The following is a 21,206-nucleotide window of genomic DNA, read 5'->3' as shown; positions in this document are numbered from 1 at the left end:
GCGATCACCCGTTCGGGAACAGCCGGGCGTAGTCGGCGTAGCCGGTGGCGACGTCGACCTGGGCCCAGAACCGGTGGTAGTTGAAGGTGGGTGCGGCTCCGCCGTTCAAGTACGCCTGGACCTTGAGGAAGTCCGGGTCGTTCTTGTAGAAGGAGCGGATGTCGAGGAACGACACCCCGGGCTTGATCACGTCGCCGTTCGGCATCTTGCCGGTCCAGCCGTTCGGGATGTAGATGCCCTGACCGGTGCTGGCGTCGTAGGTGTCGTCCATCCGGTTGTAGTCGGCGCGGGTCTCGGTCACCGAGACGCCCTTGGCGTCCTTGTGCGTCCAGATCGCGTCGAGCAGGTTCTTCGCCGCGGTCTTCGCCGCGGTGTTGCCGGACTTGGCCGCGTAGTAGGCCAGCAGCTTCGCGAACGAGCCGGCGACGCCCAGGTCGGTGCCCTTGGACTTGACCGTGACGTGCAGGCTGGTGTTCGCCGCCGGGCTGGACGGGTTCCAGGTGGCCGGCGCGCCCGTCCAGGTCAGGTCGGACGGGATCTCGAAGCTGGTCGCGGTGATGGTGGAGTTGGCCAGCGCCCAGGTGACCCACTTGTCGAGGACCGACTTGGCCTTGGCGTCACCGGTCGTGTAGTAGTACTCGGCCAGCCGCTCCAGCGACCAGGTCTGCATGCCGAACCACTGGTTGGACGGCGGGTCGGCGTAGACCGGGGCCTCGACGTAGGCCAGGCCGTAGAAGGTCGGCGTGCCGGCCGGCGGCGCCGAGTAGTTGCCGTTCCAGCTGTTCGTCGCGCCACCGGCGATGGCGCCCTCGCTGGACTGCAGCCACTGGTAGAACTCCAGCTGCCGGTTCAGGCTGGCCTGCCAGTCGGACTTCGCGGTCGGCGACTTCGGGCTGAAGGCGCTGACGTTGGAGAGCACGTAGGCGGCCATCGGGTTCTGGTACCCGAAGTGGCTGGTGCTGGAGCCGATCCGCCACGCCCAGCCGGCCGACGTGTCGTACGCGCCGCCCCAGGCGTAGTACCAGGACATCAGGTTGTTCGAGGCGTTCTTGCCGGTGCCGGCCGGGCACGAGGTGGAGGTGCAGCCGGGCTGCTTGAAGTACTTGTCGTAGAACGAGTACCGCAGGTAGTCGCCCATCTTCGCGGCGTTGGCCACGGCGGTGGACAGCTGCGACGCCTTGCCCTGCGCGGTCGCCCAGGTGTTCGCCCAGTAGGCCGCCTGCACCGCGCGCGCGTCGGCGTCCGGCGCGTTGGTGTACTTCCACTGCTTGGCGTACGACGAGTCCTTGGTGAACAGGTCGAGGAAGCCGTTCGGGCCGCCGTGCTTGAAGGTGTCGCAGGACGGCTGCGGCACCGTCTCGAAGGTCGACTCCTGCGGGCCGCGCTGGAACGTGTTGATGTAGGTGACCCGGCTCGTCCCGTCACCGCAGTGGCCGAAGCCGTACGTGTTGTCCACGTCCAGCAGCCAGTGCATGCCGTAGATGTCGTCGGTGCCGTAGGCGCTCTTCAGCTCCGCGGCCAGCGGGTCCGTCCCGACCGACACGCTGCTGTCCAGCTGCGACGGGTACTGCGAGGGCAGCGGGTGCTCGGCCGCGTAGGTGGCCGGCTTCGCCGGGTTGTAGTTGACGTTGGTCGACTGGTCGGCGTGCGACGGGATGATGTACTTCTCCATCGTCGACCAGGCGCTGTTGAACGGCGCCCAGTCCCCGGTGACCTGGCCGTGCTCGGCCTCCAGCCACAGCCAGTAGCTGAACGCCTCGCTGGTGGTCTCGTGGCCGTGGTCGGGCGCCTCGTCGATCAGCGTCTCGATCGAGTGGTAGGGCACGCCCTCCGGGCTGAAGTAGCCGTTCGCCGGGTTCTTGATGTCGTTGTACATCTGGGTGAACCGGGCGTCCACCGCACCGGCCTTGACCACGTTCACCGCGACGCTGGCCGCGGTGTAACCGCTGGCGGTGGCCGTGATGGTGGCCGTGTCGCCGGCCGCCGCCGAGCTGGCGGCCGCGATCGTCACCGACTGGCCGGTGTTCCAGTTCGCCGGGGTGAAGGTGAGCGTGGCCGGGGTGGCGGTGACGGTTGTGCTGCCCGCGCTGCGGGCCACCGCGACCGTCACGTTCGCGCTCGGCGCGGCGCTCAGGGCCAGCTTGAACGACCCGCTCGCGCCCGGTTCGAGGGTGGCCGACGTGGCGTCGGCGACGATCGCCGGGGTGGTCGCGGCGTCCACGAAGACCGGCACGTCGGCGGTGCTGCTCTTGGCGCCGGACCCGTCGTACGCGATGGCCTGCAGGTGGTAGGCCGCGGTCTGGGCCGGCACCCCGGTCCAGGTGTACGCGTACGGCGCGCTGGTGTCGCTGCCGAGCAGCAGCCCGTCGTGGTAGAACTCGACCTTCGCGATGCTCTGCCCGCCGGCCGCGGTGGCCGTGGCGCTGATCGGGATGGACGCCGGCGCGGTGTACCGGGTGTTCGCCGCCGGGCTGCTGATCGCCACGGTCGGCGCGGTGGCCGCGCCGTTGCAGGGCTGCCCGTTCAGGGTGAAGGCGGTCGGCACCGGGTTGGCCGAGCCGAACGTGCCGTTGAACCCGGTGCTGGTGGTGGCGCCGGTGCCGAGCGTGCCGTTCCACGCCGCGTTGGTCACGGTGACGCGCTTGCCGCTCTGGCTGTAGTTGCCGTTCCAGCCCTGGCTGACCTTCTGCGCGGCGTCCGGGAAGTCGTACTCGAGCTTCCAGGACGTCAGCGGGTCGCCGGAGTTGGTGATCGCGATGTCACCGGTGAACCCGCCGGTCCACTGGCTCTGCACCTTGTAGACCACGGCGCAACCGGCCGCGGCGTAGGCCGGCGGGCCGCCGGCCACGAACACCGCGCCGGCGCCGAGGACGGCGGCGCTGAAGACGGCCAGCCTGCGTCGCAGGCGTTTGCCTCTCAAAAACCAGGACGGTCTCACGGGGGTGTCCTCCTAGGGGACGCGGGAGCAGGAGACGGGAGACGGGACGGGGTTCGTGGTGCCGGTGGTGCCGCCGAGGAATCCGACCGTGGTGGAGGCCCCGGACGCGAGGGCGCCGTTGTACGACGCGTTGGTGACGGTGACCGCGGCGCCGGACTGGGTGGCGGTGCCGCCCCAGCTCTGCGTGACGGTCTGGCCGGCCGGGTAGGACCACGTGACGGTCCAGCCGGTGGTGGCGGTGCTGCCGGTGTTGGTGACCGTGACCTCACCCTGGAAGCCGCCGGTCCACGAGCCGGTGACCCGGTAGGTCGCGGTGCAGCCGCCGGTCGGCGCCGGCGAACTGGAGGAGGCCGACGGCGACGGGCTGGACGGCGACGCGCTGGACGGTGACGGGCTCGACGGTGACGGGCTCGACGCGGACGGCACCGGGCCGGTCCGGTCGGCGTAGAGGATGCCCCGGCCGTTGGTGCCCAGGTAGACCCGGCCCCAGATGCGCGGGTCGCCGGCCAGGGCGTCGCCCATGTTGCCGTACTGGTGCTTGTCGTCGTTTATCCGGACGAAGGTCGCGCCGGTGTCGTCGGAGCGGTAGACCCCGTCGACCCCGTCCACTGCCCCGACCAGGAAGACCGCCGGATGAGCGGCGCCGGGCGCGGCCTTGCCGAAGGCGACGTTGACGCTCTCCCCCGCCGCCGCGACCTTGGCGAAGCTCGTGCCCGAGTCGGTGGAGCGGAACAGGCCGGTGCTCGCGGCCACCCAGACCTCCCCGGCAATCCCGGGCACGGCCTTCACGTGCAGGCGCCCGCTCGCCGGCAGGGCGACCGATCGAGCCGCGAACGTCGCTCCGCCGTCGGTGCTCGTGTAGAAGGAGCCATTCGCGTACGCGTAGAAGGTCTTGGGGTTGACCCGGTCGGATTCCACGATCGCCCCGGCCGGCAGACCGGTCGACGCGGTCCAGCTGCTCCCCCGCGTGGTCGAGTAGTGCACCCCGGTCCCGGCCGGCGACCAGACCACCGCGGTGGCGTCGGCGCCGGCCGCCACGGTGCCGCCGCCGGTCACCCCGGACGGCTCCTGGCCCGGGTACCAGTTCTTGCCGCCGTCGGTGGAGACGCCGATGTGCGGCGCCGCGTCGGCGTTGCCCACCCGGACGAAGAACGACGGGCTCAGCTCGGCGAAGTCCAGGCTGGTGTTGCTGCCCAGGCTCGGGGTGTCGTGGAAGCTGGCCGGCACGGTGTTCAGGTCGGCGTGGTGGAAGCCGCCGATGTCGCCGAGCGCGCTGACCAGCGGCGCGCCGCTGGGCGGGCTGGCCAGGTCGAGGACCGCGGTCTCCTCGATGCCGCGGGCGGCCGGCTTGATCGTGATCGTGCCGCCGGAGTCCCACCTGGTCAGGTCGGTGGTGCCGTACAGCGTGGCGCCGGTGCCGTAGAGCAGCCGGTTCGAGTCGAACGGGTCGATCTCCAGGGACTCGTTCATCCAGCCGAGCTTCGGGCTCTCCTCGGGCGCCTGCGCGGTGCTGTTGAAGTCCAGCCACGGGTTGGCCGAGATGTCCAGGGTGTAGCGCTTGGTCCGGCTCGGGTAGCCGTTCCAGTCCCAGGCCCGGGTCCAGGTGGCGCCGTAGTCGGTGCTGCGGAAGAAGATCGCGTCCGGCCACCAGGAGATCTGGGTGGCGACCATCAGGGTGCCCGGGTGCTGGCGGTCGACGGTCAGGCCGGAGTAGCCGTAGTAGCGGTCGGCGACCGGGGTGGGCGAGATGTCGGTCCAGGTCCCGGTGCTCAGCTGGTATTTCCACACCTCGCCGGCCGCGCCGTCGTAGGGACCGCCGGTGTCGCTGGTCGCGAGGAACAGGTAGTCGCCCTGGACGACGCCCTTGTGCGCGAGGTATCCGGTCGGCTGGCCGGCGATCCGCGACCAGGTGGCGCCGCTGTCGGTGGAGGTGTAGACCGGATTGTCCTTGTCCGCCACGCCGACGAAGATCCGGCCGGCCGGCCCGAAGGTCACCCAGGTCAAGCCCTGGTTCTGGCTCAGGTAGCCGTTGGTGTCGGCGGGGTCCTGCACGTAGTCGCCGACGTTCGGGAAGTTGCTGACCTTGCCCCAGGTCGCGCCGTAGTCGGTACTGCGCCACAGGCCGTTGCCGCCCTCGGCCGCGAAGTAGACGTTCTCGGGGTTCGCCGGGTCGACCGCGAGCCGCTCCCCCATGCCCCGGCCGGGCATGTTGCCGCCGACCTTGAACGGCAGATCGGTCTGCTTCCAGGTGGCGCCCTTGTCGGTGGAGCGCAGGATGGCGCCGTTGTTCGGGTCCCAGCTGTTGGTGTACATCCCGACCGCGGCGTAGACCCGCCCGGTGTCCACCGGGTCGGCGGCGATGCTCAGCACGCCGTTGTGGCCCCAGTCGTCCTGGCCCACCCAGTCGAGCAGCGGGGTCCAGCTCTGGCTGCTCTGGTTCCAGCGGTAGGCGCCGCCGATGTCGGTGCGCGTGTAGATCAGGTTCTTCTCGCCGGGATTGAAGACGACGCCGGGGATGAAACCACCGCCGTCGATCCGGACGTTCTTCCAGGCATACGGGTCGGTGCCGGCAGCCGTGGCCGAGATCGGCTGCGACACGACGGCGACCGCGGAGGCCGCGGCCACCAGGGCGGCGGCGAGCGCGCCGCCGAGGGATCTGCGCATGGGGGACCCTTCATTGACGTACGTAAACCTGGGAGCGCTCCCAAAGCGTCTGTCGCCGTCATCCGTCTGTCAAGAGCCGGAAACATTCAGCAGTCGTCGCCGGTCGACTACCGAGAGCGACAATGTGCCGAACGACGCGATTCGATCTTTATCGCCGCGGGTAAACCTCGGAGGGAGCGCCGTGAGCAGCAACAAGTTGCGGGAGGGGCGGCTGTGTATCATTCGGCGGAACGCGCGGGCCAACGCTGGCACACCGGGTCCGCGAGCAGTCGGCGGGATAGGTACCGGTACACGGCGTGACATCGGCCCGGCGTAGCGGTGGAGGAGATTGCATGAAGGTTTGCGTTGTCGGTACCGGTTATGTCGGTCTGACCACCGGAGTCAGCCTCGCCTTCCTCGGGCACGAGGTCACCTGCGTGGATCTCGACCAGCACAAGGTCGACATGCTGCGCGCCGGGAAGTGCCCGATCTACGAGCCCGGGATGGAGGAGCTGCTCGCCGAGGCGGCGGCCAACCTGAGCTTCACCACCAGCTACGCCGAGGGCGTGCCGGGCGCCGACGTGGTGTTCGTGGCGGTGCAGACCCCGTCGGCCGCCGACGGCAGCCCGGACCTGCGCTTCCTGCGCTCCGCCGCGGAGAGCGTGGCCCAGTCGCTGGACCACGACTTCACCGTCGTGGTGAACAAGTCGACCGTGCCGATCGGCAGCGGCAACTGGGTGGACGCGATCCTGCGCGACTCGTTCGCGCAGCGCGCCGACCGCCCGGCCGGCGTCGAGTTCGCGGTCGCCTCCAACCCGGAGTTCCTGCGCGAGGGCAACGCGATCGCGGACACCCTCTTCCCGGACCGGATCGTGATCGGCTCGGACAACCCGCGCAGCCTCGAGGTGCTGAACCGGCTCTACCGGCCGATCATCAACCAGACCTTCACCCCGCCCACCTTCCTGCCCCGCCCGGAGGACGCCACCGCGGTCCCGCTGGTCTCCACCGACCTGGCCTCGGCCGAGCTGATCAAGTACGCGGCCAACGCGTTCCTGGCCCTCAAGATCAGCTACGTGAACGAGATCGGTCAGCTGGCCGCCAAGGTCGGCGCGGACATCACCGAGGTGGCCCGCGGCATGGGCCTGGACCAGCGGATCGGCTCCCGGTTCCTGCAGCCGGGCGTCGGCTGGGGCGGCTCCTGCTTCGGCAAGGACACCAAGGCGCTGGTCGCCACCGCCGGCGAGTACAACCTCGAGATGCCGATCGTGAAGGCGGCCCGCGACGTCAACCAGCGGCAGCGGGCGATCGCCGTGGAGCGGCTGCAGGACGAGCTGCGCATCCTCAAGGGCCGCAAGATCGGCCTGCTCGGACTGGCGTTCAAGCCGAACACCGACGACCTGCGCGACGCGCCGGCGCTGGACATCGCGAACCTGTTGCTGGCCCGCGGCGCCCGGGTGCGGCTGCACGACCCGATCGCCGGCGAGCGGTTCCGCCGCGAGCACCCGGACCTGGCCCCGCACCTGAGCGAGACCCTGGACGGCGTCTTCGACGACTGCGACGCGGTCGTCCTGGTCACCGAGTGGGCGCAGTACCTGGAGCTGGACTGGAGCAAGTTCGTCGGGCTGATGCGCAACCCGCTGGTGCTGGACGGCCGGCACGCGCTGGACGGCGACCGGATGCGCCGCCTGGGCTTCAAGTACCTCGCCGTGGCGGGCTGAGCGTCGCGCCCCTCTCGCACCAGGAACCGCCGTGGCCGCCGCCACGGCGGTTTCCTTTTTGCGGAGTAGGGCCGATTCTGCCGGTTCCCGCGAAGCTCAACAAAACCGACTCACCCGCAGTATCATGACCGCTATGTCCGGTTAAATTGGGCTATAGGCATCGCGATGCGACGGCCTCTTCCGCCAATCTTCTTAACCGGTTAAGGTGCAGGCCCGTCGCAGCGATATCGTTACCGACTCGATCACGCGGAAATCATTGCGCAACGTGGCGGTTACCTCTTGACTGTTGGTCAAGAAGCGCTTCGGACGGCGGCGTCGCCAGACGCCGGAGGCGCTCAAGACATAGGGAGCAGCATGTTCGGTCTACGTGGGAGTTCGCGATCCCGAGTCGCGCTCGCGGGTGCCCTCGGCGTCGGGCTGGTCTTCAGCCTGGCCGCCTGTGGTGGCGACAAGAGCGACGACTCGAGCGGTTCCACCGACACGGCGGCAGCGGCTATCGACTGTTCGCAGTTCAGCTCGTTCGGTGACCTCAAGGGCAAGACGGTTTCGCTCTACACGAGCATCGTGACCCCGGAGGACACCCCGCACAAGAAGTCGTACGAGGCGTTCGAGAAGTGCACCGGCGTCACGGTCAAGTACGAGGGTGACAAGTCCTTCGAGACGCAGATCCTGGTCCGGGCGAAGGCGGGCACCCCGCCGGACGTCGCCTACGTGCCGCAGCCGGGCCTGCTGCAGCAGCTGGTGGCCACCGGCAAGGCCGTCGAGGCCCCCAAGGAGGTCGCCGACAACGCCGACAAGTTCTTCGGCAAGGACTGGAAGGCCTACGGCACGGTCGACGGCAAGTTCTACGCCGCGCCGCTGGGTGCCAACGTGAAGTCCCTGGTGTGGTACTCGCCGAAGGACTTCAAGGACAAGGGCTACACCGTCCCGACCACCCTGGACGAGCTGAAGCAGCTCAGCGACAAGATCGCCGCCACCGGCGCCAAGCCGTGGTGCGCGGGCATCGGCTCCGGTGACGCCACCGGCTGGCCGGCCACCGACTGGGTCGAGGACTTCGTGCTCCGCACCGCCGGCGCCGAGACCTACGACAAGTGGGTCAAGCACGAGATCCCGTTCAACGCTCCGGAGATCACCGCCGCGTTCGACGCGGTCGGCGGCTACCTGAAGAACGACAAGTACGTCAACGGTGGCCTGGGTGACGTCAAGTCCGTCGCCTCCACCACGTTCCAGGACGCCGGCCTGCAGATCCTCGAGGGCAACTGCTCGCTGCACCGCCAGGCCTCGTTCTACGCGGCCAACTTCACCAAGGGCACGGACATCTCCGAGAACGGCGACGTCTACGCCTTCTACCTGCCCGGCAAGGACGCCACCACCAAGCCGGTGCTCGGCGGTGGCGAGTTCGTGCTGGCCTTCGCCGACCGGCCGGAGGTCAAGGCGTTCCAGTACTACCTGTCCACCGACACCTGGGCCAACGAGAAGGCCAAGGTCTCCAGCGGCTGGGTGAGCGCCAACAAGGGTCTCAAGATCGAAAACCTGAAGAACCCGATCGACGTGCTCTCCGCGAAGATCCTGCAGGACCCGAACGCGCAGTTCCGGTTCGACGGTTCCGACATGATGCCCGCCGCGATCGGGTCGAACGCGTTCTGGAAGCAGTCCACCGCGTGGATCACCGGCCAGGACACCACCACCACGGTGAACAACATCGAAGCCGCATGGCCCAAGAAGTGATCTGAGTTATCTCCGAGGCCGGTCGGGACATCAGTCCCGGCCGGCCCTCGCCCTCTTTCCCCTCGGAATCACGAAGGAGGTCCGGGCCGCGTGTTTCAAACTGCGAGCACCACCCCAGAAAAGCTTGTGCAGATGCTCTCCGCGTTGCTGCTGTTCGCAGCGGTGCTGGGTGTCATCCTCTTCCTCGCCAGCCGGGTCCGGGGCAAGCGCTCCGACACCATGATCGGCTGGCTCTACCTGCTGCCGGTCGTCCTGCTGCTGGCGGTCGGCCTGGTCTATCCGGGCCTGCGCACGGTCTACGACTCGTTCTTCGACGCGCAGGGCGTGTCGTTCATCGGCGCCGACAACTACAAGGCCATCTTCACCGACGGTGACCTGCTCAGCGTGCTGGGCAACACGGTCGTCTGGGTGCTGATCGTCCCGCTCGCGGCCACCGCGATCGGCCTGGTCTACGCCATCCTGGTGGACAAGTCCCGGTTCGAGTCGTTCGCCAAGGCGCTGGTCTTCCTGCCGATGGCGATCTCGATGGTCGCGGCCGGCGTCATCTGGAAGTTCATGTACGAGTACCGCCCCGACCAGGCGACCGTGAAGCAGATCGGCCTGATCAACCAGATCATCGTCTGGCTCGGCGGCGAGCCGGTCCAGCTGCTGATCACCGACACGCTGAAGCTGAACACGCTGCTGCTGATCGTGGTGTTCATCTGGATCCAGGCCGGCTTCGCCATGACGATCCTGTCCGCGGCGATCAAGGCGATCCCGGACGAGATCGTGGAGGCCGCCCGCCTCGACGGCGTCAACCCGTGGCAGATGTTCGTCAGGATCACCCTGCCCAGCGTCCGGACCAGCGTCGTCGTGGTGCTGACCACGCTCGCCATCGGCACGCTCAAGGTCTTCGACGTGGTCCGCACGATGACCGGTGGTAACTTCCGGACCAGCGTCATCGCGAACGAGTTCTACAGCCAGCTGATCCGGGCGGACAATCAGGGCCTCGCCGCCGCGCTCGCGGTCGTGCTGTTCGTCCTGGTGATCCCGATCATCGTGTACAACATCCGCCAAGTCCGTCAGGAGGCATGATGACGGTCACCCCGCTGACGACCACACCGGACGTCACTCCGGTTCAGCTGAGCGCCGCCGCGGTCGCGAAGAAGCGGCTCAGCTCGCCGTGGGCGTCCCTGGCCGCGATCGTGATCGCGGTGCTCTGGACCCTGCCCACGTTCGGCCTGCTGCTCTCGTCGTTCCGCCCGGAGCTGGCCATCAAGCGGACCGGGTGGTGGACGTTCTTCACCGATCCCGAGGTCACGCTGGACAACTACCGCGCGGTCTTCGACAGCGAGACCGGCATCAGCCTCGGGACGTACTTCGTCAACTCGCTGATGATCTGCATCCCCTCGGTGCTGATCCCGCTCTCGCTGGCGGCCCTGGCGGCGTACGCGTTCGCCTGGGTCAACTTCCGCGGCAAGAACATCCTGTTCATCGCGGTCTTCGCGCTCCAGATCGTCCCGCTGCAGGTCACCCTGATCCCGCTGCTGACCATCTTCGGGAAGGTCGGGATCGCCGGCACGTTCTGGCCGCTGTGGCTGGCGCACACCACGTTCGCCCTGCCGCTGGCGATCTACCTGCTGCACAACTTCATGCGGGAGATCCCGTCCGGCCTGATCGAGGCCGCCCGGGTGGACGGCGCGGGCCACGTCGCGATCTTCTTCAAGGTGATGCTCCCGCTGCTCGCGCCGGCCCTGGCCGCCTTCGGCATCTTCCAGTTCCTCTGGGTCTGGAACGACCTGCTGGTCGCCCTGGTCTTCGCCGGCGGCGGCGACGCGGTCGCCCCGATCACCCTGCAGCTGGCCAACATCACCGGCACCCGCGGCACCGCCTGGCACCTGCTGGCGTCCGGCACGTTCGTCTCGATCATCGTGCCGGTCACCGTGTTCCTCCTGCTCCAGCGCTACTTCGTGCGCGGCCTGCTGGCCGGCAGCGTCAAGGGGTAGCTTCATCTGCTTCATCTGCTTCACCCGGGGCCGCACCTTCTGGTGCGGCCCCGTCCTCGTCTGCCTGAAGCACCCCTAGAAGATCAACTTCACGGTCAAGATCTTCCTGACTCGGATCCGCGCTGATCACTGATCGCCGCTCCCGCCAGGGACCCTTCCGGGCCGGGCAGGCCGCTGGCGCGGCCAGAACGCCCGGCCCGCAAGGGCGACGCCCGCGGGTGGCCACGATCCGCCGGAACCCGAGCCCGCGTCCCGGGCAGCGCCCGAAGAGCGATCACCACGCTGGCGGCGATCAGCGCCACCGCGATCAGGTAGCTCCCGCCGACCGCCGCGGCCAGGTCCGCCCGCGCGGCCGACCGGCTCGGCGCGTCCAGGACCAGCATCGCCGCTACGCCACCCGGCAGCCGCAGGCCGACCAGGACGTTGAGCACCACCGCGACGGCGGCGACGCCGAGGGCGGCGGACAGGCGTTGCAACAGGTTCAGCAGGGTCGTGCCGCGCGGCGTCTCGGCCTGGTCCAAGTCACGCAGCACCAGGGTCATCGCGGGCATCAGGGTCGCCCCGGACCCCGCGCCGACCAGCACCGACGCCGCCAGTACCAGCGGATAGCCGGCGTCGGCCACGGTGGCCGCGAACAGCCCCAGCACCCCGGCCAGTCCGAGCACCGTGCCGGTCAGCACGATCCGGTGCGCCGGCAGCCGGTCCACCAGCCGGGTCGCCACCTGCGCGGTCACCCCCACCGCCACCGCCTGCGGCAGACTCAGCGCGCCGACCACCGCGACCGAGTCCCCGCGCACCCCCTGGGCGTAGAGCGGCAGCACCGCCATCGTGCCGAAGTAGGCCGCCCCGAAACACACCAGCACCCCCGCCCCGGCCCCGAACGGGGGCCGCCCGAGCAGCCACAGGTCCACCAGCGGCGGCCGGTCCCGGCTCCCGGTCCCCCGCAGCGCCCGCCGGGTGAATCCGGCCAGCAGCACCAGCCCGGCGACCAGAAGACCGGCCCCGGCCGCCCGCCGCACCCCGTCCAGCAGGGTTCCGCCCAGCACGACCAGCACCGCCCCGCCGGAGAGCAGCGCCAGCCCGACCCCGTCGATCCGCTCCCGCGCCGCGCCGGGCGCCGGATCGGCGGGCAGCGCCCGGGCGGACACCAGCAGGGCCAGCAGCCCGAGTGGCACGTTGATCAGAAAGATCCATCGCCACGACGTCACCTCGATCAGCCAGCCGGCGAGCGGTGGGCCACAGACCGGGCCGATCACCAGCGGCAGCGCCAGGAAGCTCATCAGCCGGCCCCGGTGTTCCCGGGCGACCGCGCGCAGTCCGATCGCCGAGCCGACCGGGTTGAGCAAGCCGCCGCCGAGACCCTGCACGGCGCGGCAGGCGACCAGGGCGGTCACGGTCGTCGCCAGGCCGGCCAGGATCGAGCCGGCGACGAAGACCAGCAGGGCGGCCAGGTAGACCCGGCGGGCCCCGAACCGGTTCGCCGACCAGGTCGCCAGCGGGATGACCGCCACGATGCCGAGCAGATAGGCGGTGGTCACCCAGCCGACCGCGGGCAGCGTGGTGTCCAGCCCGGTCACCATGGCCGGGACGGCGACCACGGTGACCGTGGTGTCGATCACGACCAGCAGGGTGCCGAGGGCCAGGGTCAGGCCGATCCGCCGGGCGTCCGCGGGCATCAGCGGGCGTAGGGGCGGTCGCGGCGGGCGGCCCGGAGGGTGGTGGCCCACCAGGCGAGTTCGTGCAGGGCGGCGTCGAAGGCCTCGCCGACCGGGGCGGGCGGCTGGAACCCGGTCGCACCCAGGTGCTCCCACGGGCGGGACAGGCCGACGACGCGGCGGGTGGTGACCACGTGCAGTTCGGCGAAGACGCCACGCAGGTGTTCGGCGGCGAGCAGGCCGCCCTGCACGCCGTAGGACAGGATGGTGGCGGGCTTGAACATCCACTCGCGGTAGTGCCAGTCGATCAGGCGCTTCAGGCCGGCCGGGTAGCTGTGGTTGTACTCCGGGGTGACGATCACGAAGGCGTCGGCGGCGTCGATCCGGCCGGCGACCGTGGACGTCTCGCCGCCGCCGGGGCGCAGCGCGCCGTCGTCCGGCAGGTCGGCCTCGGCGCAGTCGATCAGGTCGACCTCGACGGCGCCGGTGGCCGCGCGGAAGGCCGCCCACTCCGCGACCGCGCGGCTCATCCGCTGGTCGCGGACGCTGCCGGCGATCACCGCGAGGTGCAGTGGCTCGGCGCTGCCGGAGTCGGCGCCGGTCGGGACGGTGGGCCGGGTGGCCAGGTTCGTTTCGGTCATGCGGACCACGCTCGACCTTCAACATATGTTGAAGTCAAGCCCGGGCTCGGGGCAGGATGGGGCGATGACCGTCACGCAGGCACCCTCCGGCTTCGTCCTGACCGTCAGCGAGGTGGCCGCGGCGGCCGGGGTCGCGCCGTCCGCGGTGCGCTTCTACGAGCAGCACGGCGTCATCCGGGCCGAGCGCACCTCGGGCGACCAGCGGCGCTTCGACGCCGCCGCGGCCTGCCGGATCAAGGTGGCGAAACTCGCCCAGCGCGTCGGCCTGACGGTGCGCGAGATCGCCGACGTCCTCGCCGACCTGCCGGACGATCCGGCCTGCGCCGACTGGGGGCGGATCGCCGAGACCCTGATCGCCGAGGCGGAGGCCCGCGTCGCCGCCCTCAAGCTCCAGCTGGCCGAGATGAACTCCGGCGCCCGGCTCTGCGAGCTCTGATCCGATGCGGGGCGCCCGCTGCCGACACGGTGGCGGGTCTGTCCACACCAGCACGCTGTCCACAACGTGGCCGCGGCCGATCACGTTTCCGCGCGACACTGTCATCGGGCAGGCCCCCTGGGTGGGCGGGGACTGGGAAGTGGCGGACCGGGCACACGGCGTTGACCAGGGGGATCACCTCGGGCAACCAGCCGCGGGCCGGGGTCGCACGTCGCCCGTACCGGAATCGGGTCTCAGAGAGATTCGATCAGGCGGCCGTCTCGGAGGGTGAGGACGCGATCGGCCCGGTCGATCAGGCTGGGATCGTGGGTGGCGACCAGGGCGGTCATCCCGCGGGCGTCGACGATGGCGCGGAGCAGATCCATGATCGCCCGGCCGGTGTCCGAGTCCAGCTGACCGGTCGGCTCGTCGGCGATCAGCAGGTCCGGGTCGTTGGCCAGGGCGCGGGCCAGCGCCACCCGCTGCTGCTGGCCGCCGGAGAGCTCGCCGGGCCGCTGGTTGGCCTGGCCGCCGAGGCCGACCAGTTCGAGCAGCACCGACACCCGCTCGTCCCGCTCGGCTGGGTCCCGCTGGGCCAGGCGCATCGGGATGCTGACGTTCTCCGCCGCGGACAGGATCGGGATCAGGCCGAACGACTGGAAGACGAAGCCGATCGTGTCGCGGCGCAGCTCCAGCAGGTCCGCCTCGGAGGCGGCCGCGACGTCCCGGCCGGCCACCGCGATGCTGCCGGCGGTCGGCCGGTCCAGGCCGCCGATCAGGTTGAGCAGGGTGGTCTTGCCGGCGCCGGAGCGGCCGCGGACCGCGACCAGCTCACCCTTCTCGGCGCTGAACGAGACGGCGGACAGCGCGTGCACGACCCGCTCGCCGGTGCCGTAGTCGCGGGACAGGCCGGAGACCTCGACGACGCTCATGCCGCCACCTCCGCCGCGTTCCGGTGCCGGCACGAGGTGAGGACTGAGCTGATTGAGGCGCTCGCAAGTTCGCTCATGCTGACTCTCCCGGGCGGACTTCGACGTGGTCGGGTTCGAGGTTGAGGCGGACCCGGTCGCGCAGGCTGAGCGCCTCGACGAACGCGGCCGGCAGCTGCAGCCGGCCGGCCCGGTCCAGCACCGCGTACTCCTCGGTGACGTGCTGCTCGGTGCCGTCGGCGGCGCGGCGGGCGGACCGGCGTACCTCGGAGGCGGTCTTGCCGTCGCGGATCGCGACCGCGCGGCGGACCTGCTCGGCCACGTTCCGGTCGTGGGTGACCACCACGACGGTGACACCGAGCTCGGCGTTGACCGTGCGCAGCGCGCCGAACACCTCGTCCGCGGTGGCCTCGTCCAGCTCACCGGTCGGCTCGTCGGCGAACAGCACCTCCGGGTCGTTGGCCAGGGCCACCGCGACCGCGCAGCGCTGCTGCTCGCCGCCGGACATCTCGGCCGGTCGGCGGCCGGCCTTGTCGGCCACCCCGACCATGTCGAGGAGTTCCTCGGCCCGCTTCTTCCGGCGGTTGCCGGCCAGCCGCATCGGCAGCTCGACGTTCTCCCGGGCGGTGAGGTACGGCAGCAGGTTGCGCGCGGTCTGCTGCCAGACGAACCCGACGATCTTCCGCCGGTACTCCAGGCGCTTCGCGGCGGTCATGCCGAGCAGATCGAAACCGGCCACCTTGGCGATGCCGGCGGTCGGCTCGTCCAGTCCGGACAGGATGTTCAGCATGGTCGACTTGCCGGAGCCGGAGGCGCCGACGACGGCCAGCAACTCCCCGCGGTCGACCACCAGGTCCAGCCCCTGCAGGGCCATCACCTCGACACCCTCGGTCCGGAAGATCCGGACCAGACCGTCGCAGACGATGTGCCCGCTGAGCCGGTCCTGACCGCCGGCCCGGGCCGCGGCGCGTTCCGCCGCCCTCCGCTCCAGATCAGCCAGATCGGTCATGACTGCTCCTCTCCCAACCTCAGCACCGTGCCCACGCGCAGGCGCCGGTTGGCGACGTTCTCGACGGCGAGCGCGGCCAGCACCGCGACCGCCGCGACCGCCAGCACCCCGCCGGCGAACCACGGATCGAGGGTGATCCCGGCGGCCACCCCGGAGGTGAAGCCGCCCAGGCCCAGCGCCGGGCCGATCAGCGCGGGCAGCACGAACCCGGCCAGGCCACCGGCCAGCACGGCCACCCCGATCAGCGGCAGGATCTCGTAGATCAGCAGGCGGCGGCCCTGCCGCGCGGACAGGCCCATGGTGCGCAGCCGGGACAGCGTCCGGCCGCGGGCCGGCGCGCCGGTCAGCACGGCCAGCGCCACCGCGGTCAGCGCCAGCGCGGCCGCGGCGACCATGCCGGCCGCGAAGGTGAAGCTGAGCGCGCCGTCCACGCCGCGCTCCTCCAGCGAGGTGCGGTAGGCGGTCCGGGTGGTGACCACCGCGGGCAGTGCCAGCTGCCCCTCCTTCTGCTCGCCGCCGGTCAGCGCGGCCAGCTGGGCGCGCTGCCCGTCGTCGGCGGCCAGCCGGACCTGCTCCGGGTCGAACCCGTCGCCGGCCACCAGGATCCGGTTCGGCAGGATCGGCTGGAAGTCGGGGATCGGCATGGCCTGCTGGGGCAGCACCATGAAGTCCCGGGCGTCGCTGCTCAGGCCGGGCACGTTGGCCTGGACCGCCGCGACGGTGAACCGGTACTCCCGGCCCTGCACCTCGACCCGCCCGCCGCCGCCGAGCTGCGCGGCCAGCCGGGGCGAGACGATCGCCGGGACCGCGTCGCCGCCGGGTCGCGCGGCGGTCAGCGCGGCCGGCAGGTCGAGTCCGGCGGTCGCCGTGTCGAGCACCATCGCCTGGGTCTGGGTGAGCAGCGGCGTGGTGTCGCCGCGCACCGTGGCGCCCTGGTAGAGCAGCATCGCGGTGGTCCGGTCGACGTGCGGCAGCCCGGCGATCCTGGCGGCGGTGTCCGGGGCGAACCGGAAGCCGCTGACCGTCGCGTCGGCCGGGACGGCCAGCTCCGCGGCGCGGTCCCGGGCGGCGTCGACGGTGCTGGTCACGGTGCCGGTGAACAGGCCGGTGGCGATCGCCACGACCAGCACCGCCAGCGGCCCGGAGTGCAGCGGGGCCCGGCCCGCGCCGCTGAGCCCGAGGAAGGCGATCGCGCCGCGCGCCCGGGCGGCCAGGTTGCCGGCCCAGCGCAGCGGGAACGGCACCAGGCGCAGCGCCACCACCGAGGCGGCCACGGCGAGCAGCACCGGCGCGGTGATCAGGTACGGGTCCACCCCGGCCCCGGCGTCCAGCCCGCGCCGCCGGAGCAGGAAGATCCCGCCGGCCGCGAGCAGCACCAGGAACGCCTCGGCGGTGAGCCGGCGCGGCGAGGGGCGCAGCGACGCCACGTCCGAGCGGTGCCCGGAGAACGCCGGATGCCAGGCGACCAGCGCCGCGTAGACCGGCGCGGCCAGCACCGCGACCAGCAGGACGGCCAGCACCAGCAGGGGTTCGCCGGCACTCGCCCGGCCGGGCAGCACGATCCCGGCCAGCCAGCCGGCCAGCACCGCGATCGGGACCACGGTCAGGGTCTCCCGCAGGGTGCGGCCGGCTACCGTACGGACCGCCCCGCCCCGGGCCCGGACCAGCGCGAACTCGGCCCGCCGCCGGTCGGCCATCAGCCGCGCGGCGAGCAGGATCAGCCCGGCCGCGGTGGCCAGGATGCCGGCCTGCACCACGGCGAGCAGCGCCTGCACCGCGACGACCTGCTCGCCGAACTTGCTGAGCGTGGTGTCCACGCTGCTCTGCAGCGCGGTCCTCTCCGGCGTGAGGCGGCGGGCCGCGGCGACCGCCTTGGTCAGCTCGTCCACCCGGTCCGCGGTGATCCGCTGCTCGTCCAGCCGGAAGCGCCACCGCTCGCCGAGGTTGAACAGCGCCTCGCCGAGCGCGACCGCGCCGCGCTGATCGGTGAGCAGCACCGCCTCGGTCCGCTGGCCCTCCCGCGGGTCCGGGCAGGCGCCGGGCAGCAGCTCCTGGTCGGACCAGATCGGGGCGGCCGGATCGACCGGCGTGAACACGCCGACGACGGCCGCCTCGATCACGCCGTCCCGGGAACCCAGGCTGACCCGGTCGCCCACCTTGAGGCCGAGCGCGGCGGCCGCGTCCTTCCCGACCATCAGCTCGGGCGCCGTGCCGGACCGCGGCGACCGGCCGTCGACCATGGTGACGGTCCCCTCGGTGCCGGTCTGCCAGCGCACCCGGACCAGGTTGGGGCACTCGCCGGCCGGCACCCCGGCCGGGCGGATCGAGGACAGGTCGGTCTCGGCGATGTACCAGGCGCCGCTGATCATGTCGGGCAGCGGGGCGGGCAGCTCGCCGCGGATCTGGTCCAGCCGGCCGGCGCCCGCCGCCTTGTTCGGCCGGCCCTCCGACTGGACGCCGGAGTAGGTCAGGTCCCGGCTGGCCGCGGGCAGCTTGTTGATGTCGCCGCGCAGGCCGTCGTCGGTGTGCCCGTTGGCCAGCCGGACCGGCCCGGAGACCAGGAAGGCGGCCAGCGCGCCGAGCACGGCCAGCAGGATGAGCTGACCGGCGAACGCGCGGACCCGGTGGAGCACGCTCATCGGTCCTCCCCCAGGCGCAGACGGGTCGCCGGCAGGCGGCGGGTGGCGGACAGCGCGGTGGTGGCGCTGACCGCGAGGGCGATCGCGACCAGCAACCCGGCGCTGCCCAGGGTGCGGCCCCAGAGGATCTCCAGCCAGGCCTCCGGCTGCGGTCGCCCGGCCGCCGGGGTCAGCACCAGCAGCGGGGCCATCGCGGCGGCGACCAGCAGGCCGACGCCGAGGCCGGCCAGCGCGCCGAGGCCGGCCAGCAGCGCCTGCTCGATGATCAGCGAGCGGGCCAGCAGGCGCGGGCCGGCGCCCAGCGTGTGCAGCACGGCGAGCTCCACCGAGCGGTGCCGGGCGGTGGCCCGGGCGTCGGCCGCGATCCCGGCCGCGGCCAGCAGCATGGCGCCGAGCGCGGCGCCGAACAGCGCGATCCGGGCGGCGGTCCCGAACGCGTCGCCGGTGGTGGCCAGCTGCTGCCGGTCCACGACCCGCAGGCCGGAGAGGCCGGCCACGCCCGGGTCGGTGCCGCTCAGCCACCACTCGCCGGTGTCCCGGACGATGCCGAAACCGCCGAACAGCCGGGCGTCGAGCGCGGCCCGGTCGGCCAGGATCGCCGCCCCACCCTCGGTGCCGGGCATCCGGTCGATCACCGCGATCACCTTCACCGGTACGCCGACCGCGCCGACGTTGAGGAACCTGATCTCGCCGAGGGCCTCCTCGACCGCCGGTGTGATCGCGATCGGCACCGGGTCCCAGGCCGACTGGATCGCCATCTGGATCCCGCCGTTGACCGGGTAGGCGCCGGTGTGATCCGTGGCGACCAGCGAGTGAGCCCGGTCGGTGACCTGGAAGGTGCCCTCCTGACCGGTGATCTTCCAGGTGCCGGTGCCCTCGACCTTGAAGCCGAGCAGCCCGGGACCGCTGGTGGTGAAGTCGCGGGGCCGGCCACGGTCGCTGAGCCCGAGGTCGACCCGCCGCCCGCCGGTGAACACGGCGATCGTGCGCAGCGGCGCCGAACTGACGATCCGGCCGGGTCGCAGGGTGCCGGTCTCCCCCGGGCCGCCGGCCGCGGCCAGCTCATCGAGCAGGTCGGCGGGCGGGCCGCCGAAGGCGTCGTCGCGGGCCTGCACCACGTCCCGGGCCGCGGCCGCGTCCATGGCGACCAGCTCGGCCGGGTCCTCGCCGGCGGTCAGCGGTACGAAGTCACGCCAGGCCGGCACCACGGTCCGCACCCCGGGCAGCGCGGCCAGCTGCTCGGCCCGGCCGACCGGGGCGAGCCCGGCGCTCTCCACCAGCCGCAGGTCCGCGCCGGCCAGCTGGACCGCCTGGTCGACCCGGGACTGCTGGGCGGTGGCGGCCAGGCACCAGGAGACGGTGGCCGCGGCGACCGCGAGGGCGACCATCACCATCGGGCCGGCGTGCGAGCGCCGGCCGGCCTGCCAGGTGCCGAACAGCGCGGAGCGGGCCCGCCCCCGGTCCAGCCGGCCGGCCGCGAACCGGGCCACCGGCGGCAGCAGCCGGATCGCCAGCACCGCGCCGGTCAGCACGCCCAGCGTGGGCGCGGCGGCGAGCAGCGGGTCGATGCCGAGGCCGCCGGCGCCGGTCGGCGCCGAGTACTGCCGCAGCTGCAGCCAGCCGAGCACCGCCAAGGCGACCACGACCAGGTCGAGTCCGGCCCGGCGGACCATGGACAGGCGTTTGCGGCCGGCGGTCTCGGCGACGTAGGTGCCGCCGCGGCGCACCGCCGGGGCGCTCAGGGCCAGCACGCCGCCCACCCCGACCAGGGCCGCGACCAGCCAGACCCCGGCGTCCAGCCGGGCCTCGGCGGCCTGCAGCCGGACCAGGGCCACGGCCAGCGGCGGGCCGAGCAGCACCCCCGGCAGCACCAGGCCGAGCGCCTCGATCGCGGCCAGCCCGCCGAGCTGCCGGCGGGACGCGCCGCGGGCGCGCAGCAGCGCGGTCTCGCTCCGCCGGGACTCGGCCAGCAGCACCGCGACCAGCGACAGCGCGTACCCGCCGAGCACCACGACCAGCAGCACCGGGGTGACCAACGTGGAGCGGCGGACCAGGTCGGCCTTGGTCAGCCGGTCGACCAGGTCGGGCAGGCCGGTGCTGACCGTCGCCGAGGTGCCCATGCCGGAGGTCTCCGGCAGGGCCTTGCCGATCGCGGCGGCCCGGTCCGCGGCCCGGCGGACCGACGCCATGGTCGGGTCGGCGAGGTCCGGCCGGATCAGCCAGCCGCCGGAGGCGCCGGCGAAGAAGCCCGGGTCGGCGGCGACGATCGGGCCGTACGTCGAGGTCTGCGGCAGGCGGCCGGCGAACACGTCCGGGACCAGCAGCCAGTACGGGTCGGCCGTGTCCCGCGGCCGCCACACCCCGCTGACCTTGCGGGCCACCGTCCGCTTGGTGTTCCGGTCGAGCAGCCGCAGGGTCGCCCCGCTGCGCAGCCCGAGCGCGGTGGCGGCCGGCTCGGCCAGCGCGACGTCGCCGTTCCCGGCCGGCCAGGCGCCGCTGACCAGGTCGGCGTGCTCGGACAGGTCGGCGAGCTGGACCAGGGAGGCGTAGACGATGCCGTCCGCGTCCGGCGCCGCGGTACCGGTGGCGCCCTGCACGGCCCAGCCGGAGCCGTACCGGGCGGAGCTGACCGTGGCCGGGGCGTACGCCCGCCGGACCGCCGCGTCCCGGGCCGCCGGCTCGGCGCCGAGCGCCCCGCGCACCAGCACCGACCGTTCGTCCGGATCGGCGACCGACACCGCGGCGCGCAAACCCGCGCCGGCCGAGGCGGTGGCGTACGCGGCAAGCCCCGTGAGCAGGAGCACCGCGGCCAACATGACCGCGGCCGCCGCGGCGAGCAGTCCCCGAGCTGCCGCCGCACGCCGGAGGATCAGCGCCATCGGCGCCCCGGTTCGAGCATGGGCGGG

General features: G+C 72.1%; 13 protein-coding genes. 5 read left to right on the top strand and 8 right to left on the bottom strand.

Going from position 1 to position 21,206, the window contains the following annotated elements; translation table 11 throughout:
- Positions 1 to 4 precede the first annotated feature (4 nt).
- Together BJY16_RS21140 and BJY16_RS21135 are read right to left on the bottom strand one after the other, a co-directional pair.
- Positions 5 to 2,920 carry a glycoside hydrolase family 48 protein gene (locus BJY16_RS21140; protein WP_239177863.1) on the bottom strand — a complete coding sequence of 972 codons (2,916 nt, stop codon included), beginning with the start codon at positions 2,918 to 2,920 and terminating at the stop codon, positions 5 to 7.
- Positions 2,921 to 2,950: 30 nt separating this feature from the next.
- Entirely contained in the window at positions 2,951 to 5,602 is a 2,652-nt protein-coding gene (locus BJY16_RS21135) for a cellulose binding domain-containing protein (protein ID WP_185041319.1), read from the bottom strand.
- 332 nt (positions 5,603 to 5,934) lie between these two features.
- Here BJY16_RS21135 and BJY16_RS21130 point away from each other — a divergent pair, with 332 nt between their 5' ends.
- From BJY16_RS21130 to BJY16_RS21115, 4 genes are all read left to right on the top strand, one after another.
- Complete coding sequence (locus BJY16_RS21130) at positions 5,935 to 7,299, top strand: UDP-glucose dehydrogenase family protein (RefSeq protein WP_185041318.1); 1,365 nt, start codon at positions 5,935 to 5,937, stop codon at positions 7,297 to 7,299.
- A gap of 354 nt (positions 7,300 to 7,653) precedes the next feature.
- Entirely contained in the window at positions 7,654 to 9,027 is a 1,374-nt protein-coding gene (locus BJY16_RS21125) for an ABC transporter substrate-binding protein (RefSeq protein WP_185041317.1), read from the top strand.
- A 132-nt stretch (positions 9,028 to 9,159) separates the two neighbouring features.
- Positions 9,160 to 10,101: a carbohydrate ABC transporter permease gene (locus BJY16_RS21120; protein WP_203759184.1), complete on the top strand. Its 942-nt coding sequence runs from the start codon at positions 9,160 to 9,162 to the stop codon at positions 10,099 to 10,101.
- Positions 10,101 to 11,012 (top strand): carbohydrate ABC transporter permease, encoded by a 912-nt coding sequence (locus BJY16_RS21115; protein WP_185041315.1) that lies wholly within the window; start codon positions 10,101 to 10,103, stop codon positions 11,010 to 11,012. The genes BJY16_RS21120 and BJY16_RS21115 overlap by 1 nt, the downstream gene beginning before the upstream one ends.
- Before the next feature lie 95 nt (positions 11,013 to 11,107).
- On the opposite strand, the gene BJY16_RS21110 is transcribed toward BJY16_RS21115, so the two are convergent.
- Together BJY16_RS21110 and BJY16_RS21105 are read right to left on the bottom strand one after the other, a co-directional pair.
- Positions 11,108 to 12,688: a DHA2 family efflux MFS transporter permease subunit gene (locus BJY16_RS21110; RefSeq protein ID WP_185041314.1), complete on the bottom strand. Its 1,581-nt coding sequence runs from the start codon at positions 12,686 to 12,688 to the stop codon at positions 11,108 to 11,110.
- Positions 12,688 to 13,308, bottom strand: coding sequence for an NADPH-dependent FMN reductase (locus tag BJY16_RS21105; RefSeq protein WP_185041313.1), 621 nt, complete (start codon positions 13,306 to 13,308; stop codon positions 12,688 to 12,690). The genes BJY16_RS21110 and BJY16_RS21105 overlap by 1 nt, the downstream gene beginning before the upstream one ends.
- A gap of 64 nt (positions 13,309 to 13,372) precedes the next feature.
- Between BJY16_RS21105 and BJY16_RS21100 the strand changes: the two genes are divergently transcribed.
- Positions 13,373 to 13,744 carry a MerR family transcriptional regulator gene (locus BJY16_RS21100; RefSeq protein WP_185041312.1) on the top strand — a complete coding sequence of 124 codons (372 nt, stop codon included), beginning with the start codon at positions 13,373 to 13,375 and terminating at the stop codon, positions 13,742 to 13,744.
- A 233-nt stretch (positions 13,745 to 13,977) separates the two neighbouring features.
- Here BJY16_RS21100 and BJY16_RS21095 read toward each other — a convergent pair whose 3' ends face one another.
- The 4 genes from BJY16_RS21095 to BJY16_RS21080 form a co-directional block, all read right to left on the bottom strand.
- Positions 13,978 to 14,655: an ABC transporter ATP-binding protein gene (locus BJY16_RS21095; protein WP_185041311.1), complete on the bottom strand. Its 678-nt coding sequence runs from the start codon at positions 14,653 to 14,655 to the stop codon at positions 13,978 to 13,980.
- A gap of 73 nt (positions 14,656 to 14,728) precedes the next feature.
- Positions 14,729 to 15,661, bottom strand: a complete 933-nt coding sequence (locus BJY16_RS21090) for an ABC transporter ATP-binding protein (protein WP_185041310.1) — start codon at positions 15,659 to 15,661, stop codon at positions 14,729 to 14,731.
- The gene (locus BJY16_RS21085; RefSeq protein ID WP_185041309.1) at positions 15,658 to 18,300 is read right to left on the bottom strand and encodes an FtsX-like permease family protein; all 2,643 of its coding nucleotides are present in this window, start codon (positions 18,298 to 18,300) and stop codon (positions 15,658 to 15,660) included. The genes BJY16_RS21090 and BJY16_RS21085 overlap by 4 nt, the downstream gene beginning before the upstream one ends.
- Positions 18,297 to 21,179, bottom strand: coding sequence for an FtsX-like permease family protein (locus tag BJY16_RS21080; protein ID WP_185041308.1), 2,883 nt, complete (start codon positions 21,177 to 21,179; stop codon positions 18,297 to 18,299). Before BJY16_RS21080 ends, BJY16_RS21085 begins: the two co-directional genes overlap by 4 nt.
- Between the last annotated feature and the right edge of the window lie 27 nt (positions 21,180 to 21,206).

It is taken from the genome of Actinoplanes octamycinicus (genome assembly GCF_014205225.1).
GTDB classification, from domain to species: Bacteria; Actinomycetota; Actinomycetes; order Mycobacteriales; family Micromonosporaceae; genus Actinoplanes; species Actinoplanes octamycinicus.
Note: the sequence above shows the minus strand (reverse complement) of the source record. Positions and strands in the feature narration are given on the sequence as shown.

Coding starts and splice junctions, on each gene's coding strand:
- BJY16_RS21135 (WP_185041319.1), bottom strand. CDS start 5,602: ATGCGCAGATCCCTCGGCGGCGCGCTCGCCGCCGCCCTGGTGGCCGCG.
- BJY16_RS21130 (WP_185041318.1), top strand. CDS start 5,935: ATGAAGGTTTGCGTTGTCGGTACCGGTTATGTCGGTCTGACCACCGGA.
- BJY16_RS21125 (WP_185041317.1), top strand. CDS start 7,654: ATGTTCGGTCTACGTGGGAGTTCGCGATCCCGAGTCGCGCTCGCGGGT.
- BJY16_RS21120 (WP_203759184.1), top strand. CDS start 9,160: ATGCTCTCCGCGTTGCTGCTGTTCGCAGCGGTGCTGGGTGTCATCCTC.
- BJY16_RS21115 (WP_185041315.1), top strand. CDS start 10,101: ATGACGGTCACCCCGCTGACGACCACACCGGACGTCACTCCGGTTCAG.
- BJY16_RS21110 (WP_185041314.1), bottom strand. CDS start 12,688: ATGCCCGCGGACGCCCGGCGGATCGGCCTGACCCTGGCCCTCGGCACC.
- BJY16_RS21105 (WP_185041313.1), bottom strand. CDS start 13,308: ATGACCGAAACGAACCTGGCCACCCGGCCCACCGTCCCGACCGGCGCC.
- BJY16_RS21100 (WP_185041312.1), top strand. CDS start 13,373: ATGACCGTCACGCAGGCACCCTCCGGCTTCGTCCTGACCGTCAGCGAG.
- BJY16_RS21095 (WP_185041311.1), bottom strand. CDS start 14,655: ATGAGCGTCGTCGAGGTCTCCGGCCTGTCCCGCGACTACGGCACCGGC.
- BJY16_RS21090 (WP_185041310.1), bottom strand. CDS start 15,661: ATGACCGATCTGGCTGATCTGGAGCGGAGGGCGGCGGAACGCGCCGCG.
- BJY16_RS21085 (WP_185041309.1), bottom strand. CDS start 18,300: ATGAGCGTGCTCCACCGGGTCCGCGCGTTCGCCGGTCAGCTCATCCTG.
- BJY16_RS21080 (WP_185041308.1), bottom strand. CDS start 21,179: ATGGCGCTGATCCTCCGGCGTGCGGCGGCAGCTCGGGGACTGCTCGCC.